Origin of the sequence: Mycobacterium basiliense (assembly GCF_900292015.1) — a bacterium.
GTDB classification, from domain to species: domain Bacteria; phylum Actinomycetota; class Actinomycetes; order Mycobacteriales; family Mycobacteriaceae; genus Mycobacterium; species Mycobacterium basiliense.
In genome coordinates, this window is record NZ_LR130759.1 from 1592397 (window position 1) to 1608349 (window position 15953).

A 15953-nucleotide genomic window follows, 5' to 3' on the forward strand; every position below is an offset into this window, starting at 1 on the left:
GGTGTGCGTTTGCAGCCTAGGGCGGGACTTTCCGGTGGTAAACCCTGGGCGGTACCTGGGAAGTTCTGAGGCGGTGGGGTGAGGGCAGAATTGGTAACCATGGTCAACCCCCGAGCCGGCCAGCTGGCCCAGCCAGAGGACCTTGTCGATCTGCCCCATTTGGTGACGGCGTATTACTCGATAGCCCCTGATCCCGACGACATCGCCCAACAGGTGGTGTTCGGCACGTCGGGACACCGGGGCTCGGCGCTGACCGGCGCCTTTAACGAGGCCCATATTCTGGCGATCACACAGGCCATCGTCGAATATCGGCGTGCGCGGGGGATCACCGGACCGTTGTTCGTTGGTCGTGACACGCACGGACTTTCGGAGCCGGCCTGGGTCTCGGCGCTGGAAGTCCTGGCCGCCAATGACGTGGTTGCCATGATCGACGCTGCCAACCGCTACACGCCGACCCCGGCGATCAGTCACGCCATCCTGACTTACAACCGTGGCCGCACCGCGGCGTTGGCCGACGGTATCGTCGTGACGCCGTCGCACAACCCGCCATCCGACGGCGGCTTCAAGTACAACCCGCCCAACGGCGGGCCCGCCGACACCGACGTGACCAACGTGATAGCCCAGCGGGCCAACGAAATTCTGCGTGACGCCTCGGCGGTGCGACGCATTCCCCTTGCCCGTGCGCTGCGCACCACCCAGCGCCACGATTACCTGGGCAACTACGTCGACGACTTGCCGAACGTCGTCGATGTCGCCGCGATCCGACAGGCCGACGTACGGGTCGGCGCCGACCCGCTCGGCGGGGCCAGCGTGGACTACTGGGGCGAGATCGCGCAGCGGCACAGCCTGGATCTGACCGTGGTCAATCCGTTGGTCGACGCGACGTGGCGGTTTATGACGCTAGACCACGACGGCAAGATTCGGATGGATTGCAGTTCGCCGGACGCGATGGCTGGGCTCATCCGGACGATGGAGGGCGACCCGAACCGCTATCAGATCGCCACCGGCAACGACGCCGACGCCGACCGGCACGGCATTGTCACGCCCGACATGGGGCTGCTGAATCCCAATCACTATCTGGCGGTGGCCATCGACTACCTCTATACCCATCGGCCGTCCTGGCCGGCGGGCATCGCGGTGGGCAAGACCGCGGTCAGCTCGTCGATCATCGACCGGGTGGTAGCCGGTATCGGACGTCAACTTGTCGAGGTGCCGGTCGGCTTCAAGTGGTTCGTCGACGGTCTGATCGATGGCACCATCGGCTTCGGCGGCGAGGAGTCCGCGGGGGCGTCGTTCTTGCGGCGCGACGGATCGGTGTGGACCACCGACAAAGACGGCATCATCATGGCGTTGCTGGCCGCTGAGATCCTGGCGGTCACCGGAGCCACACCCTCGCAGCGGTATCACGCGCTGGCCGACAAATACGGTGCGCCCACCTACGCCCGGGTGGACGCACCGGCTAACCGGGAGCAGAAGGCCCGGCTGTCTCGGTTGTCCGCGGACCAGGTCAGCGCCACCGAGCTCGCGGGGGAGCCGATTGTGGCGAAGTTGACCCAAGCGCCGGGAAATGGTGCGCCGCTGGGTGGGCTCAAGGTGACCACGGCCAACGCCTGGTTCGCCGCTCGTCCATCCGGCACCGAGGACGTGTACAAGATCTATGCCGAATCCTTCCGAGGGCCCCAGCATCTAGCCGAGGTGCAACAGACCGCGCGGGAAGTCGTCAACCAGGTCATTGGGTAGTGGCTACGACCGGCGGCTTTGAACCGGTCTTGCCAGTGGTGTAGCTTCGATGAGCACAACTTCTCGGGGCTATGGCGCAGCTGGTAGCGCACCACACTGGCAGTGTGGGGGTCAGGGGTTCGAGTCCCCTTAGCTCCACCAGGTAAAACTCGTTGACCGGCGCTGGGCAGATTTTCGGCGTGCTTGTCGCGGGCATTCGGTGGTACGGCGCCCGGTTGACTATCCGGTTGACGGCTGTGACCCCGATGAGCGTCGCGAGCGTTAGCACGCATCAGTCGGCCAGCTTCCCCAGGAGAAGTTGGAGCCGTCCTACGGGGTTGTGTGCCCATGGGGGAAGTGGCCCGAGCTGTACCGTCGGGATCGGCGCGGTCCCAATCGGGCTTTCAACCACTTCGTTGGGGACGACGGCAGCTCCCGGTGTGCTTCGACGGTTACCGGCCAAAACGACGCAATAGCGACATGACCAGTCGCGCCGAGACCCGATCGGCCCCGGTGTGCCGCCGGCCGATTGACAGATTGATCTACCACCTGGTACGCCTAACTCCAGCAATATTGGCCTACCAGATGGTAGATCTAAATTGGAACCGGCCGGTACGTGGAAGTGAGGACAAACGCGATGGCGTCCAACGAGCGCAGAGGTCAACGCGTGGATGGGCGGCGGCTGCGGTATCAGAACAGGCGCGGCGAAATCCTCGACGCGGTCATGGCCCATTTGTTGGATCACGGGATCAACGGGATGTCGTTTCGCACACTTGCGGCGGCAGTGGGCGTTTCGCACGTCACGTTGCGCCACCACTTCGGCACCAAGGACGAACTGTTAGTCGAAATCTTTGGCGCGATCGGGTCGCGGGCGCAGATCCCTGATCACCTCGCCGCTGACGATGTCGAGGCGCTAGTTCGGCAGATGTGGCAGCGATGGACCGAGCCACAGACTGACCGCCGGGCTCGACTGGTCTTCGAGGCCTACGGGCAAGCAGTGCGCAACCCAGAGGAGTACCGCGCTTTCCTTGACCGGATTGTCAGCGGCTGGGTCGAAGTCATTCGCCACCATGCTGTGGAAGCTGGGTGCCCCAGCGACGAGGCCGGTACCTTCGCAACGCTGTTGCTTGCCCAAATGCGCGGACTTCAATTCGACCTTCTTGCAACCGGTGACAGCGCACGCATCGGGACGGCGATCGAAAGCGTCATCGACGGCATCCGGCTTCACCGCACCCGATGGGCCAAGGCCGTCAACCGCTGACATCTGACAGGCGCACCATGGACCTCGACTTTGCACTGATTGTGGCCTTGCTTTACCACGACGGGTCGGCCCTACCGGCTACGGTTCAGTCGAAACACCCACTGTGCCAACGCCGGTCAACATCGCCGTCGTTACCGAATGGCAACCCAACAACCTCCCCGCCCGGGTGAATCTCCAAGGCGTCGAGGCTGCCCTCACAGGCTGGCACATCTGGGCGCGCCTCACCGACAACACAGCCGAACCACCAGTCATCCGGCAGCGCATTCGCGACGCCGGCCGTGGCTGACAGTTCTCGATTGGATGGTGTGCATCGTGGGTCAAGAATCTCAAATAAACCCTAGCTCAGTCGATTGGGGTCAGGCCAGTAGCAGCCCGCCCGCGTGGAGGCTCGATAGGATCGTGGCGACCAGGAAGCGGCACAGTCCCGAGCAGGTTGTGCACAAGTTGGTGACGGCTGATCGGCTGCTGGCTGAGGGTAAGGACACGGCGGCGGTGTGCCGGGAGCTGGGTGTCTCGCAGGCGACATATCACCGATGGCGCAACCAGTTTGGTGGTTTGAAGTCTGATGATGCCAAACGGCTCAAGAACCTCGAGCGGGAAAACGCCAGGCTCAAGCGATTGTTGGCCGACGCCGAATTGGAGAAGATCGCGCTGAAGGAGATCGGGAAGGGAAACTTCTAAGCCCGGAACGCCGGCGGGCGGCCGTCCGTCATCTCCAGCAGGTGCTGGGGGTCAGTGAGCGGTTCGCCTGCCGGGTTACCGGGCAGCCCCGTTCTACTCAGCGACACCAACCCACGGCCACCACATCCGACTCCGATGCGACGTTGCGGGCCTGGCTGCGCGACTACGCGAAGGATCATCCCGGACGCGGGTTCCGGCCGGCCTATCGCGACGCGGTTGCTGAGGGTTGGATGGTCAACCACAAGAAGATTCAACGACTCTGGCGCGAGGAAGGCCTGCGGGTGCCGCAACGGCGGCGTCTCGATCGGCACTCCAACTCGACGGCACCCCGTTGGACCGCGGCCGACCGACCCAACCGGGTGTGGGCGGCGGGGTTCCTGTCCTGCATCACTATCGACGGCCGGCCGATCAAGATCATGTCTATTGTCGATGAGCACACCCGCGAATGCCTGGGCGGACTGATTGTCCGCAGTGTCACCGCCGAAGGCCTCATCACGGTACTCGAAAGACTTGCCGCTGGCCGCGGAACCTATCCGGCGGTGTTGCGTTGTCACAACGGACCTGAATTAGCCCGGCTGGCAATGGCCGAGTGGGCTGGCCAACATAAAGGTATGCATTTCATCTCGCCTGGTCAGCCCTGGCGCGATGGCTACGTCGAATGGTTCAACTCCCGCGTTCGCGACGAGTGCCTCAGCGTCAACAGCTTCTGGTCGCTGAACCAGGCCCGGATGGCCATCAACGACTGGAAACACCATTACAACCACCACCGACGTCATGCGGTACTTGGCCACTTGCCGCCCGCCCGGTACGCCGCCGCCTGTACCCACCGATAGACGGTCGTTGAGGCCCAGTCGTTTTGCCTCGTGGTTTTACCGGCAAGCTGCCATTCGGCTCAACAGCGTCATGCATGGGTGCAGAATGATTGCGTGCACCCGACCCGGACGCCGCACGGTTCGAAAAAGGGCCTGCGCAAAGCCGAGTTGCTGGCGGCCATATCGCTGGCGATCGACCTCGGTCTTGGCCAACCGATGGAACACATGCTTCGGTCTTCCCTGATCGCGACTCGCATCGCCGAGAAGATGGGTCTGGACGCGGCACAGTGCGCAACGGTGTACTACGCCAACCTGGTGGGATGGATCGGATGTCATGCCGATTCCCACGAGCTTTCGGCACTGTTCGGCGACGATATCGCCTTCCGCGCCGACACCTACGGGGTGGATATGGCCGGGCTGCCGTTCCTGCGTCTCATGGTCAGTCACGTGGGGCGTGGATTGCCGGGTTGGCAGCGCGGCATGCGTTCGGCGGCCTTTGTGCTCACCGCACGCAACCAGGTTGCCAACCTCATCAGCTCGCATTGCGCTTCTGCCGGGGTGCTATCCGATCGGATCGGTCTGGCCGAACAGGTCGGAAAGGCATTGGCGTATATCTTCGAGCGCTGGGACGGCCGGGGGATGCCGAATGGCGCTCGCGGAGAGGATATTCCGATCGAAATCCACATCGTTCACCTGTCCGACGTCATCGAGGTGCACCTGCGGACGGGTGGCCTGGCGCAGGCGGTCGAGGTCGCCCGGTCCCGGCGTGGCACGCAGTTCAGCCCGGCCGTGGTCGACGTGTTCGAACGCGATGCCGCCGCAATCGTCGAGGGGCTGCTCGACATTGATGTTTGGACTGCGGCTTTGGCGCAGGCGCCGGATCGCGACCGTACTCTCGTCGGCGATGAGATCGACGAGTTGCTCAGGGCAATAGCGGATTTCGTTGATCTCAAGTGTCCGTGTTCGCCGGGCTACTCGAGGAGCATAGCGGACTTGGCGGCCGCCGCGGCCCGACGCCGGGGTATGCCCTCGGCGGACATTGACTGTTTGTATCGCGCGGGCCTGGTCCACGGCCTCGGCCGGCTAGGCGTATCCACTCAGATCTGGGAGAAGAAGGGGCCGCTCAGTCCCGCTGAATGGGAGCGGGTACGGATATACCCCTATCTGACCGGACGAATACTGAGCGGCGTCGATGGTCTGGAGTCGGTGGTGTCCGTCGCTACTAAGCAGGAGGAGCGCATCGATGGGTCCGGGTTTCCCCGGGGGCTCGCCGGGGCCGAATTGACTGCGCACGACCGCTTGCTTGCCGCGGCGGTGGCCTATCGCCAACTTCTCGAGCAGCATCCACAACGGACCGTTCTCGATCCGCGCCAGGCCGCCGATCAGCTGCGCCGCGAGGCGCGTGACGGACGCCTCGACGCCGAGTCGGTGGAAGCCGTCTTGGCGGCGGCTGGGCATCCGGCGAGGCGAATGTCCTGGTCAGCTGGGCTCACCGCCCGGGAGGTCGAAGTCCTCCGACTTGTCGCGCAGGGCCGGTCGAACCGTGACATCGCCGCTGAGTTATTTATCGCCGAGAAGACAGCGCGCAACCACATCGAGCGCGTCTATGCGAAGTTGGGCGTCAACAACCGCACGCAGGCCAGTCTCGCGGCTATCGATCGGGGTTTGGCAGGCTTTCCGGTCAACGCGGAGGCGGTCCGCTGACGCGCAGCAAAGCCTTACCCGCCGACTGCCGCGCGCTAAGACATGTGGCGCCCGCGACTTTGAGGCAAACGCCTCATGCAATCAGTGCGGCCACCGACCGATGATCAGGTCCTGACAACGCGATTCAGGAATCACGGAGGGTTACCCACATGACCGAATTGGTGGTTCACCCACCGGCAATCGAGAACTTCGCGGCGATGTCGTCGGGCCTGCCCGCAGCGCCAGTCAGCGGGCGGGTCGATGCAGTCAACGTGAGCCGGCGGGTCGGTGGGCGGCAGATCGTGCACCCGCTGTCACTCTCGATAGAACCGGGCGAGTTGGTTGCAGTAGCTGGCGGCAGTGGCGCCGGGAAAACCACATTGCTGGAGATCCTGGCGGGATTGCAGCCACCGTCGGCCGGGAAGGTTCGGCACCATGGCATCGCTATTGGTGCCCGAGCGGATGCGGATACCCGTATCGGCTTTGTGCCACAGGACGACATCATCCACCTCGAAATGCCCCTGCGTCGCACGCTGCGTTACGCGGCCCGGCTACGGCTCCCCGCCGGCACATCTGCGGCCGAGGCCGATCGTGTGGTCGAAGAGACCATGCGTGACCTCGATCTAGCTGATCGGGCCGAGGCTCCCATTAGGGAACTGTCCGGCGGCCAGCGCAAGCGCGCCAGCATCGCCGTCGAACTACTCACCCGGCCGCGGCTCTTCTTCCTCGACGAACCCACCTCCGGGCTGGACCCATCGACCGCGGCCGATGTGATGCGGTTGCTGCGCAGGCTTAGCGAGCGCGGGGTCACTGTCGTGCTCACCACGCACGAACCGGAGGGCATCGATCGGTGTGACCGAGTGGTGTTCCTGGCGCGCGACGGCCACCTGGCATTCAGCGGAAGCCCGGCCGAGGCCCGGCGCTACTTCGGTGTGGACACCCTCGCGGGCGTGTACGAGCGGCTGGCTGGTGAGCACACCCCGGTCATCTGGGCGGAGCGATTTGCGATCAGTTCGGCACGACACCAGCCCGACGCGGCGCCGCCGCGCCCGGCAGCCCGAGTCACCCGGTCGCGCGTCCAGCGCACCGGCATGGTGCGGCAGTGGTGGTTGCTCACCCGCCGCAATGTTGATGTGCTGTGCCGCAACCGGCTGACTGTGGCCGTCCTGCTCGGTTCGCCGGTGCTGGTCACGGCGATGATGGCGACGCTGTTCGAACGCGGCGCGTTCGATCCGGGTGGCGCTGCCGACATCGGCCCGGCCCAAATGGTTTTCTGGGTCGCGTTCGACGGCTTTTTCTTCGGCCTTACCTACGGTCTACTCCAGATCGTCGGAGAGATCGCCGTCTTCCGGCGGGAGCGTCTGGCCGGGCTCGGCGTGGGCGCCTACGTGGCGTCCAAGATCACCGCCCTGCTTCCGGTGCTGGCCGCGATGAATGCGGTGTTGCTCGCGGTGTTGCGGGTGCTCGGCCGGCTGCCCGCGGCCGGTTGGCACGTCTATGCTTTGCTGTTCGCCACGATGGTCATCGAAGCGACCTCGGCGCTGGCGCTGGGCCTGCTCGCCTCGGCCGCCGTGCACAACGCCGCCCAGGCCGCCCTGGCTCTGCCCATGCTTTGCTTCCCGCAGGTCTTGTTCGGTGGCGCCATCGTCCCCGTTGACAAGATGGCTTTCCCGGGACGGTTGATCAGTCTTGGCCTCGCCAACCGCCACGCCTTCGAAGCACTGGGGCGCGACCTGGATCTAGACCGGTTTGCTGCCGCGCTGCCGGCCATCTCCGTCTACCGCGAGTCATTCACCGGCGGCACCGGCCCGAATCTCGTTGCGCTGGCGTCGTTTGCCGTTGTCCTCACGCTGGCAACGGTGTGGGTCCTGGACCGGCGTTCCCGTTACAACGGATCCAGGCGATGACGATACCGCGCAATCCGCCCGGTGGCCTTCCCGCGGGTTTACGAGGCGAACGGCGCCATCCGAACTGGCCGCCGGTGCGACGGGCCCAGGCGAGCCCCCGAGGCGTTGTGGATCGGGGTGTGGTCAATCCTCATTGGAGACATCCTTCCAGCGCACCGGACATCAATAGTGAACCGTTGTGCCGCAAACCAAGTGGGATCAGGGCAGAGAATATTTCAGCGCGGAATGCGACCGGTGGGCCAGCGGTGGTCAGACAAGTCGGATCGGCGAGCAGTGCCATGGTCTTACCTTCCAATAGCTGGCAATATCGTTCGAACACGTTCGTTGACTTGATCGTCAAGCCGAGCTGCTTTGCCCGAAGGAGGCGGTGACCGTGACCGAACGGGTGGTGCTCGCCGGGGGACGACGTCAGCTCTTGGCGATGTCGGCCGCGGCCGTCGGCGGGTTGGTCCTGTCGGCATGTGCGGGGTCCAAGCCGGCACCCCATCAGCCGGGTGGGACGGGCGCGCAGGAGCAGGAAGTGCCAGTCACGCCGCCGGAAGACTTGATGCGCGAGCACGGGGTGCTCAAGCGGGTTTTGCTGGTCTACCGCGAGGGGATCGGCCGCCTGCAGGCAGGCGATCAAGGGTCGGCTCCAGCGCTGAACGCCGCCGCCGGCATCATTCGAAGCTTCATCGAGGACTATCACGAAGGCCTCGAGGAACAATACGTGTTTCCCACGCTCGAAAAGGTGGGCAAGCTGGCCGATATCACCGCGGTATTGCGCACTCAGCATCAGCGCGGCCGTGCGCTCACCGATCGGATCCTTTCCGCGACCGGAGCGTCGGCGCTCAATCGGCGTGCATTACAAGACTCGGTGCAAGACATGATGGCGTTCGTCCGAATGTATGAGCCGCACGAAGCTCGCGAAGACACGGTCGTCTTTCCTGCCCTACGCGCTGTGGTGGCCGCACCGGAGCTTTGGGCGATGGCCGAGACTTTCGAAGAGGAAGAGCACAGGCGATTTGGCGCGCGCGGATTTGACGATGTGGTTGATCAAGTCGCCGACATCGAAAAGACGCTGGGCATATACGATCTGGCCCAATTCACGCCCACCTAGCAGCGAGCGATCTGGGCGCTGACTTCGGCCGTTCGCGATTTGTGCGCGTTACATTTCGCAGCGTTCGTGGGGCTCGGGGTCGTAGCAAGTCACCGTCCCGTGCGGGCAGCGGGGAAGCGGGGCTCGGTCGGTTTTCCGCCAGCCCCGCCGCAGTAGCCTGCGGGCCAGGTAACGTGCCGCTACCACCCCCTGCTCGCGGTCATACCGCGGGCCGGAGTGCTCGATGCCGTAATAGATGTCGTACACGTCGTAGGCGAGCGCATCGATGAGTTCACTAACTTCACGTGGCGTGCTCATGTCCTAGGAGTTCCCGATCCGACCGGACGGGAATCTTCTCGTTGGGCCGGAAAATGAGCTCTCAGGCGGCGCCTTCGCGGACGGCACCAGGAGTAGGCAGCGACGAAACCGACATCAACATACATATATATAGACTAATGTATGGTGATAGCACGGCCGGGGCTCGGGCGTGGCGGCTGCGGGTCGTTGTGGGGCGCGCCTACGCGCCGACCCGCGCCTACGTGGGTTGGGTCGGCCCGGCGTCGGCGGACAGCCTGGCTATAGCATCGATGAGCGCATCGATGCTCAACGGGGTATCGGTGATCAGCGCGTGCACCGTGGCACCGTCGAGGAATATGGTGACGGCCTGGGCGGCCCGTGGGCCGATGTGTGGTTCCAGCAGCGAGATGAGGCCCTGCGACCACAACTGGGCCAGGGATTGCAACTCCGGTCGATGGCTTGCCGCGACGTACAGCTCGTTGAGCGTGCGATAGCTGTCCAAGTCCGTCAGGTACTCGGCGCTGAGTCGGGCCAGGGTGGCCGGTAGGTCGGCGCTCCGGTCGAGTTCGCGCCGCCACTGTTCTAACCAGTCGGTGGTGCTCGTCGCGACGTGTGCGAGAGCGGCTTCCCGCAGCGCATCAAGGTCACTGAAGTAATAGGTCGTCGAGCCGACCGGCACGTCGGCCTCCGCCGCGACCCGGCGGTGCGTGAGTTCGCCGAGGCCATGCCGGGCGATCAGGCGTCCGGCCGCCTCGATGATGGCCTGCCGCCGACCGGCCGGGTCGCGGGGACGGCGCTCGGCCTCCCCGGTCAATGGGCACCGGCAAAGTTCAAGGTGAGAACCCCGCCGACGATCAGGCCCACCCCGACGACCTTGGTCACCGACATCGACGAGCCGAGGAACAGCACGGCAATCAGCACGATCGCGGCCGTGCCGATCGCGGACCACAGGGCATAGGCGACGTCGGTCTGCATGCCGCGTGCGATCGACAAGGCGAGCAGTGCAAAGGAGATGCCGTAGCCGACCAGGCAGATCAGGGTCGGCCATAGCCGAGCGAAGCCCTCGGTACTCTTCAGCAGGCTGGTGGCGGCCACCTCGGCAGAGATTGCGCACAACAGCAACAGATAAGCCACGACTCCTCCTATGTGTACAAATGTACATGTACAAATGTACATCACTGGCGCGCCTCGGCCTACCGGCGCGGCTGGGCCGAGGTGTGGGATAGGAGACACTGGACCACATCGGCGACACCGGGAGGTTGGCATGACGACGAATCTCAGCGACCGTCTGGCTCGGTATTCGCCGGCCGTGCTGAGTCTGTTTCGGTTCGTCTACGGGTTGCTGTTCGCGGGGTTCGGCTCGACGATCCTCTTCGGCTGGCCCACCCACCTGCCGCATCCGGTCTCGGCCGGATCCTGGCCGACTTGGTATTCGGGTGTGATCGAACTCGTCACCGGATTGCTCGTCGCGGTCGGCCTGTGTACCCGCGCCGCGGCGTTTCTTGCCTCCGGAGTGATGGCGGTCGCGTATTTCTGGATCCATCAACCACGCACGCTCTGGCCTATCGGTGATCCCCCGGAAGGCAATGGTGGAGCTCTGGCCATCCTGTTTTGCTTCGGGTTCTTCCTGTTGGTCTTCGCTGGACCGGGTAGGTATGCGCTCGACGCCCGGCGGCGTCGCGGCCGAACGTGACAAGAGGCCCGCGGGACGGCGTCCTTCGGGTCGAAGCTGGTACCGGCGGTGAACCTTTCCCATTGGGCCATCGCGCTCGCGTGCCGCGAGGCGATGTAGTGGTGCCGCGCCCGCCTCGGCCGGATCGCTGAGCCCAGCCCGGTCGAACAACCCGTGATAGGCCAACTGGGCATGGCGGAGTCTGCTTCGGATCGCTGGCCTTGCCGAACCGCGTCAACACTCAAAACGCCGGGCCGTCGAACCTTCCGCGGGTCACGAAGTCGGCGACCGGGCGACGGCGCAGCGTGGTCAGCTGCCGCACGGGCTTGCCCAGCGGCACAATCGCGGCTACCGCGTGCGTGTCGGGGATGCCCAGCAATTGGCGCACTTGCTCCTCCCGCGCGATCGCCATGGTGGTGATCGTGCCGCCATAACCCTCGTTTCGCGCGGCCAGCAGGATGTTCCACACCAGCGGGTACACCGATGCGCCACTAGCAACACCGGTGCGCCCCAGCTCTTGATCCAGCGCGGCCACCACGCTCAAGTCCACCGACACAACCAGGACGACCGACGCCTGCGTCAGGGCCGCAATGAATGGCTCGGGAACGTGTGTCTCATCGACGACGTCCTGCGGAACTTTACTGGGATGCGTTGGATTCCAAGGGCTTTCACCGGCTTTGAGCTGGGCCATATAGCGACGGACGGCTGGCACGCCGAGTTCGGCGAGCCGGCCACGAACGGTGGGGTCACGCACCACGATGATGTGGGCCCCCTGCCGGTTTCCGCCGCTGGGGGCAAAGCGCGCGTTGTCGAAAATGCGTCGCAGCACATCGTCGGGCAATGTTTCGTCGGTGAAGTCACGTGCGGCGAACGTCGTTCGCATGACGTCATAGAGCTCCATGTCGCTGCCTCACCACCGTGCCGGCGCGCCGTTCGAGCCGGAACGTGCGATTAAACCCGCTCGGCTGGGTCGTCAGCGTCACTTCCACCGCTCCGCTGGGGGCGACGACGTAGCTCTCCTCGACGTCCGGTCCTTCGTCGCATCGCCCCACGGGTTGACGTCTGAGGTCCCCTCGGTCGCAAAGCTCCGGGTCGAAAGGAAAATACACCGGATCGTAGGGGGTTACGTCACCATCGGGTCGACCATTGACCAGACGGCTGCACTCCACGAATCGGAAATGCCCGATGTTGTGGGCCGCTCGGTAGGTTCGTTTGACGATCAGCGGAGTAAGCCCGTCGGCGGGCAGCGCGACGTCCTTGGGCACGATCGGATCGAAGACGACGTCGGCGCCGGCCTGCGCCTCGCGGAAAACCCCAAAGTGGCGCGAGAACTGTTCCGACAATTCGAAATCCGCTTCGTTGTTGAGGTAGACCGCCAACCCGATGGCCGTTGCCGCGAACGGGTGCGGCGAGCGTTTCACTCGCTTGTCGCCGAAGGTCGTGCGCAGCATTCGGGAGATGAGTGGGAAGCTCCCCGTCCCGCCCACCAGGTAGATGCCCGCGACCTTGGACCACGCCACCCCGCCGCCGGCCGCGGTCGGATCGCGCAGGATGCGAGCGAGCACCTCGATGGTCTTGTCGACCAGCGGGGCGCATGCGGTATAGACCTCGTCGATATCGCAGGAAAAGGGTGGCCGGTCCACGGCCGTCAAGTCCATCAGGAAGCGGCGGGTCTGCGGCCCGACCGCCTCCTTGCGGGCTGCGCATTCCTCGCGCAGCACGTCGTATGTAGTGGCATCGGCGTGTGCGACGGCGGGCATCCGGGACGCGATCAGTTCGAGGATGGCCTCGTCGAAATCGTCGCCGCCGAGGCGCTGAATGCCCTCACTGGTGACGACGTCGTTGACGTGGCCGGTCATTTTCAGGAGGGAACCGTCGAACGTGCCGCCACCGAGGTCATAGATCAGGACATGTTCGCGTGTGGTGGTGATGGTGGAGCGATACCGATGGGCGTATTCAAGGCTGGCGGCAGACGGTTCGTTGAGCAGCGCGACCACGTGGAAACCCGCAGCAACAAAGGCGTCCAGCGTCAGGAAACGCTGGGCGCTCGACGCGTTGGCCGGCACGCTGATCGCGGCCTCGACAGTTTCACCCGCCGTCAGGCCGGCATTCGAGCGGTGCATGAGCTCGTCTTTGAGCGCAACGAGAAACCGGGTGAGCAGCTCGGCCAACCGATAATTGCGTCCGGCCAGATGTACTTCGGTGTGCGGTCCGGCGTCGTTGAGCAGACGTTTGAACGAGCGCAGTACCGACCATCCCGGTTCGCGTCGCACGGCGACGGCGTCCGCGCCGAAGCGCAACTCTCCGGACCCGTTCGCCGCGATGACCGATGGCCAGGCATCCACTCCGTCGAAGGACACGACGGGGTAGTTGCCTCTGTCGACGACCGCCGCCACCGTGTGGGTGGTGCCGAAGTCGATACCGACTTTCATTCCGCACAATTCTAGTGCGGTGCAAGGTGGTTCGGCATCATCTGCTTACCCGGCGCGCCGTGGTTGCTACCCCCGTAGTGCGGACCACTGCCTTTGCACCCGCCGCTCCACTGCCGACGGGACCAAGCCCGAGGGGGCAAACAATGTCGATGCCACCGGGGAGTCTTCGGTCAAGGGACTGCCGCGTCCTCGAATTGCTTTGTAGGACATGACTATCCCAGCGGCGAACACGATGAGGACGACGGCGGCGAAGACAATGGATAGAGAGCCCTGGACCAGGGTATTGCGGATAACATCGTTGAGCTGATCGGCATTGGTGGCCGAACCAAACGCGGTTTTGCCCGCCTCCTGGGCCGCCCGGTAGCGCGCGTGCTCGGCCCAGTAACCGACGGCAGGGTCGGCGGAAAAAATTTTCTGCCACGACGCGGTCAGCGTGACCACGAGGTCCCACAGCAGCGGGACGCCCGGGATCCACGCCCACTTGAGGTGGCCTTTTTTGATGACGACGACGGTGATGACCGTCAGCGAGATCCCGGCAAGCAGCTGGTTGGCAATGCCAAACAGCGGAAACAGTGTGTTGATACCGCCCAGCGGATCGGTGACACCCAGCAGCAGGGTGCTGCCCCAGGCCGCGACCACGACGAAGCTGCACATCCAGGCGCCCGGGCGCCAACTCGGATTCTCCAGCTTGCGCAGTGGGCCGCCGAGGTTGCTCAGCGCGTCGGCCACCATGAAGCGGGCCGCACGGGTCCCGGCGTCCACGGTGGTCAGGATGAACAGCGCTTCGAACATGATCGCGAAGTGGTACCAGAATGATTTGAGGCCAACGTCGGCGAACGCTCGGTCCATTATTTCGGACATGCCAAAGGCCAGCGTCGGGGCGCCGCCGGTGCGCGACACGATGGAGCGCTCGCCCACGCTGGCAGCGGCCTGGCCGATCTGTTCCGCGGTGGCCGGGGCGCCCCCCAGTCGCAGTCCGTTGACGTACTGTGCGGCAGTGGCGGCGGTGCCGCCGGTCCGCGCTGCCGGGGCGTTGAGGACGAAATAGAGATGCTGATCCAGAATCGACGCGGTGAGCAGCGCGATGACTGCCACAAACGACTCGGTGAGCATGCCGCCGTAGCCGATCAGGCGCATCTGGCCTTCCTTCTCAAGCATTTTCGGCGTCGTTCCCGAGGAGATCAGCGCGTGGAATCCCGACAGCGCACCGCACGCAATGGTGATGAACAGAAACGGAAACAACGAACCCGCGAACACCGGCCCGTCGCCGGCACCGGCGAACCGCGAGACGGCCGGTGCGACTACGACCGGTTGGGCGATGAGCGCCCCGATGGCGAGCAGCCCGATGGTGCCGACCTTCATGAAGGTAGACAGGTAATCACGCGGTGCGAGCAGCAACCACACCGGCAGCACCGACGCCGCGAAACCGTAGATGATGAGCAGCCAAGACAGAGCCACCGGAGACAGGCTGAACCAGCTTTCGCCCCATGATGTTTCAGCGACCCAGCCGCCAGAGACGACCGCGAGCAACAACAATGCCACGCCGATCAGTGACACTTCGGCAACCCGGCCCGGCCGCAGGAATCTCAGGTAGAAGCCCATGAACACGGCGATGGGGATGGTCATGGCGATTGAGAACACTCCCCAGGGACTTTGCGCCAGGGCGCGCACCACCACCAGCGCCAGCACCGCGATAACAATGGTGATGATGGCCGGGATGCCAATGAGCGCGGCCGCGCCGGCGGTGGCGCTCAGCTCGTCGCGAACCATCTGCCCCAGGGACCGCCCCCGGCGCCGGGTGGAGATCCACAACACCAGGTAGTCGTGCACACAGCCGGCGAACACCGCGCCCAGCACGATCCACATCGTGCAGGGCAGGTAACCCATCTGCGTGGCCAGCACCGGTCCCACGAGCGGGCCGGCTCCTGCGATCGCGGCGAAGTGATGTCCGAACACCACTCGCCGATCGGTCGGCACGTAATCCATACCGTCTTCAAGAAATTCGGCAGGAGTGGCGTGATCATCGCGAGGCTGAACGATCTTCATTTCGACCAGCCGCGCATAGAACCGGAAGGCGATGACATAGGTGCAGCCCGCCGCCACCACGAGCCAGACCGCATTGACGGTCTCGCCGCGGATGACCGCGATGATCGCCCAGGCGATCGCGCCGATCAGCGCAACCACAGCGAAAAGGATCCTGTGTCGCAGGGTGATCGGGGAGCGATCGACGATCGCCACGGGCGGCAGGTCGGCGTCGGTTCGGATGTAGCTGACACTTCCGGACGGCTGGGCCACCGGCGCCTCCCTTACTGACGCATGGTCTGCGTTCCCGGTGATCCTTGCACCACGACGCGGATGTGCCCAAACCCAGCGTTTGCGTGACGATGCCGACGAGCTGTCGGCCCATGGTG

General features: G+C 64.7%; 14 protein-coding genes and 1 tRNA gene. 9 read left to right on the forward strand and 6 right to left on the reverse strand.

Annotated elements, in window-relative coordinates; all coding sequences use genetic code 11:
* The first annotated feature begins 99 nt into the window (after positions 1-99).
* The 8 genes from pgm to MB901379_RS06845 all read left to right on the forward strand — a co-directional run bounded on the left by pgm (position 100) and on the right by MB901379_RS06845 (position 9162).
* Positions 100-1740 carry a phosphoglucomutase (alpha-D-glucose-1,6-bisphosphate-dependent) gene (pgm, locus tag MB901379_RS06815; protein WP_158015921.1) on the forward strand — a complete coding sequence of 547 codons (1641 nt, stop codon included), beginning with the start codon at positions 100-102 and terminating at the stop codon, positions 1738-1740.
* A 65-nt stretch (positions 1741-1805) separates the two neighbouring features.
* Positions 1806-1881, forward strand: a tRNA-Ala gene (locus MB901379_RS06820).
* Between the two features lie 475 nt (positions 1882-2356).
* Positions 2357-2980, forward strand: coding sequence for a TetR/AcrR family transcriptional regulator (locus MB901379_RS06825; RefSeq protein WP_158015922.1), 624 nt, complete (start codon positions 2357-2359; stop codon positions 2978-2980).
* A 103-nt stretch (positions 2981-3083) separates the two neighbouring features.
* Positions 3084-3266: a hypothetical protein gene (locus MB901379_RS23880; protein ID WP_232022013.1), complete on the forward strand. Its 183-nt coding sequence runs from the start codon at positions 3084-3086 to the stop codon at positions 3264-3266.
* 110 nt (positions 3267-3376) lie between these two features.
* Positions 3377-4494 (forward strand): IS3 family transposase gene (locus tag MB901379_RS06830; RefSeq protein ID WP_174237076.1). Its coding sequence is split into 2 segments (ribosomal slippage): positions 3377-3644 and positions 3644-4494, totalling 1119 coding nucleotides; the frame shifts between segments, so codons are not numbered across the junction.
* Positions 4495-4587: 93 nt separating this feature from the next.
* The gene (locus MB901379_RS06835; protein WP_158015924.1) at positions 4588-6177 is read left to right on the forward strand and encodes an HD domain-containing phosphohydrolase; all 1590 of its coding nucleotides are present in this window, start codon (positions 4588-4590) and stop codon (positions 6175-6177) included.
* Between the two features lie 197 nt (positions 6178-6374).
* Positions 6375-8063, forward strand: a complete 1689-nt coding sequence (locus MB901379_RS06840; protein ID WP_232022089.1) for an ABC transporter ATP-binding protein/permease — start codon at positions 6375-6377, stop codon at positions 8061-8063.
* 421 nt (positions 8064-8484) lie between these two features.
* Entirely contained in the window at positions 8485-9162 is a 678-nt protein-coding gene (locus MB901379_RS06845) for a hemerythrin domain-containing protein (RefSeq protein ID WP_158019006.1), read from the forward strand.
* Positions 9163-9210: 48 nt separating this feature from the next.
* Here MB901379_RS06845 and MB901379_RS06850 read toward each other — a convergent pair whose 3' ends face one another.
* The 3 genes from MB901379_RS06850 to MB901379_RS06860 form a co-directional block, all read right to left on the reverse strand.
* The gene (locus MB901379_RS06850) at positions 9211-9459 is read right to left on the reverse strand and encodes a hypothetical protein (RefSeq protein WP_158015926.1); all 249 of its coding nucleotides are present in this window, start codon (positions 9457-9459) and stop codon (positions 9211-9213) included.
* Between the two features lie 217 nt (positions 9460-9676).
* The gene (locus tag MB901379_RS06855; protein WP_158015927.1) at positions 9677-10252 is read right to left on the reverse strand and encodes a TetR/AcrR family transcriptional regulator; all 576 of its coding nucleotides are present in this window, start codon (positions 10250-10252) and stop codon (positions 9677-9679) included.
* Complete coding sequence (locus tag MB901379_RS06860) at positions 10249-10572, reverse strand: DMT family transporter (RefSeq protein WP_158015928.1); 324 nt, start codon at positions 10570-10572, stop codon at positions 10249-10251. The genes MB901379_RS06855 and MB901379_RS06860 overlap by 4 nt, the downstream gene beginning before the upstream one ends.
* A gap of 130 nt (positions 10573-10702) precedes the next feature.
* Here MB901379_RS06860 and MB901379_RS06865 point away from each other — a divergent pair, with 130 nt between their 5' ends.
* A complete protein-coding gene (locus MB901379_RS06865) occupies positions 10703-11131 on the forward strand; it encodes a DoxX family protein (protein ID WP_158015929.1) in 429 nt (142 codons plus the stop codon).
* A gap of 220 nt (positions 11132-11351) precedes the next feature.
* On the opposite strand, the gene MB901379_RS06870 is transcribed toward MB901379_RS06865, so the two are convergent.
* From MB901379_RS06870 to MB901379_RS06880, 3 genes are all read right to left on the reverse strand, one after another.
* On the reverse strand, positions 11352-12011 hold the full coding sequence (locus tag MB901379_RS06870; RefSeq protein ID WP_158015930.1) for a nitroreductase family protein: 660 nt from the start codon (positions 12009-12011) through the stop codon (positions 11352-11354).
* The gene (locus MB901379_RS06875) at positions 11998-13542 is read right to left on the reverse strand and encodes an Hsp70 family protein (RefSeq protein WP_158015931.1); all 1545 of its coding nucleotides are present in this window, start codon (positions 13540-13542) and stop codon (positions 11998-12000) included. Before MB901379_RS06875 ends, MB901379_RS06870 begins: the two co-directional genes overlap by 14 nt.
* A 66-nt stretch (positions 13543-13608) precedes the next feature.
* Positions 13609-15837 (reverse strand): carbon starvation CstA family protein, encoded by a 2229-nt coding sequence (locus MB901379_RS06880; protein WP_158015932.1) that lies wholly within the window; start codon positions 15835-15837, stop codon positions 13609-13611.
* Positions 15838-15953: the final 116 nt, after the last annotated feature.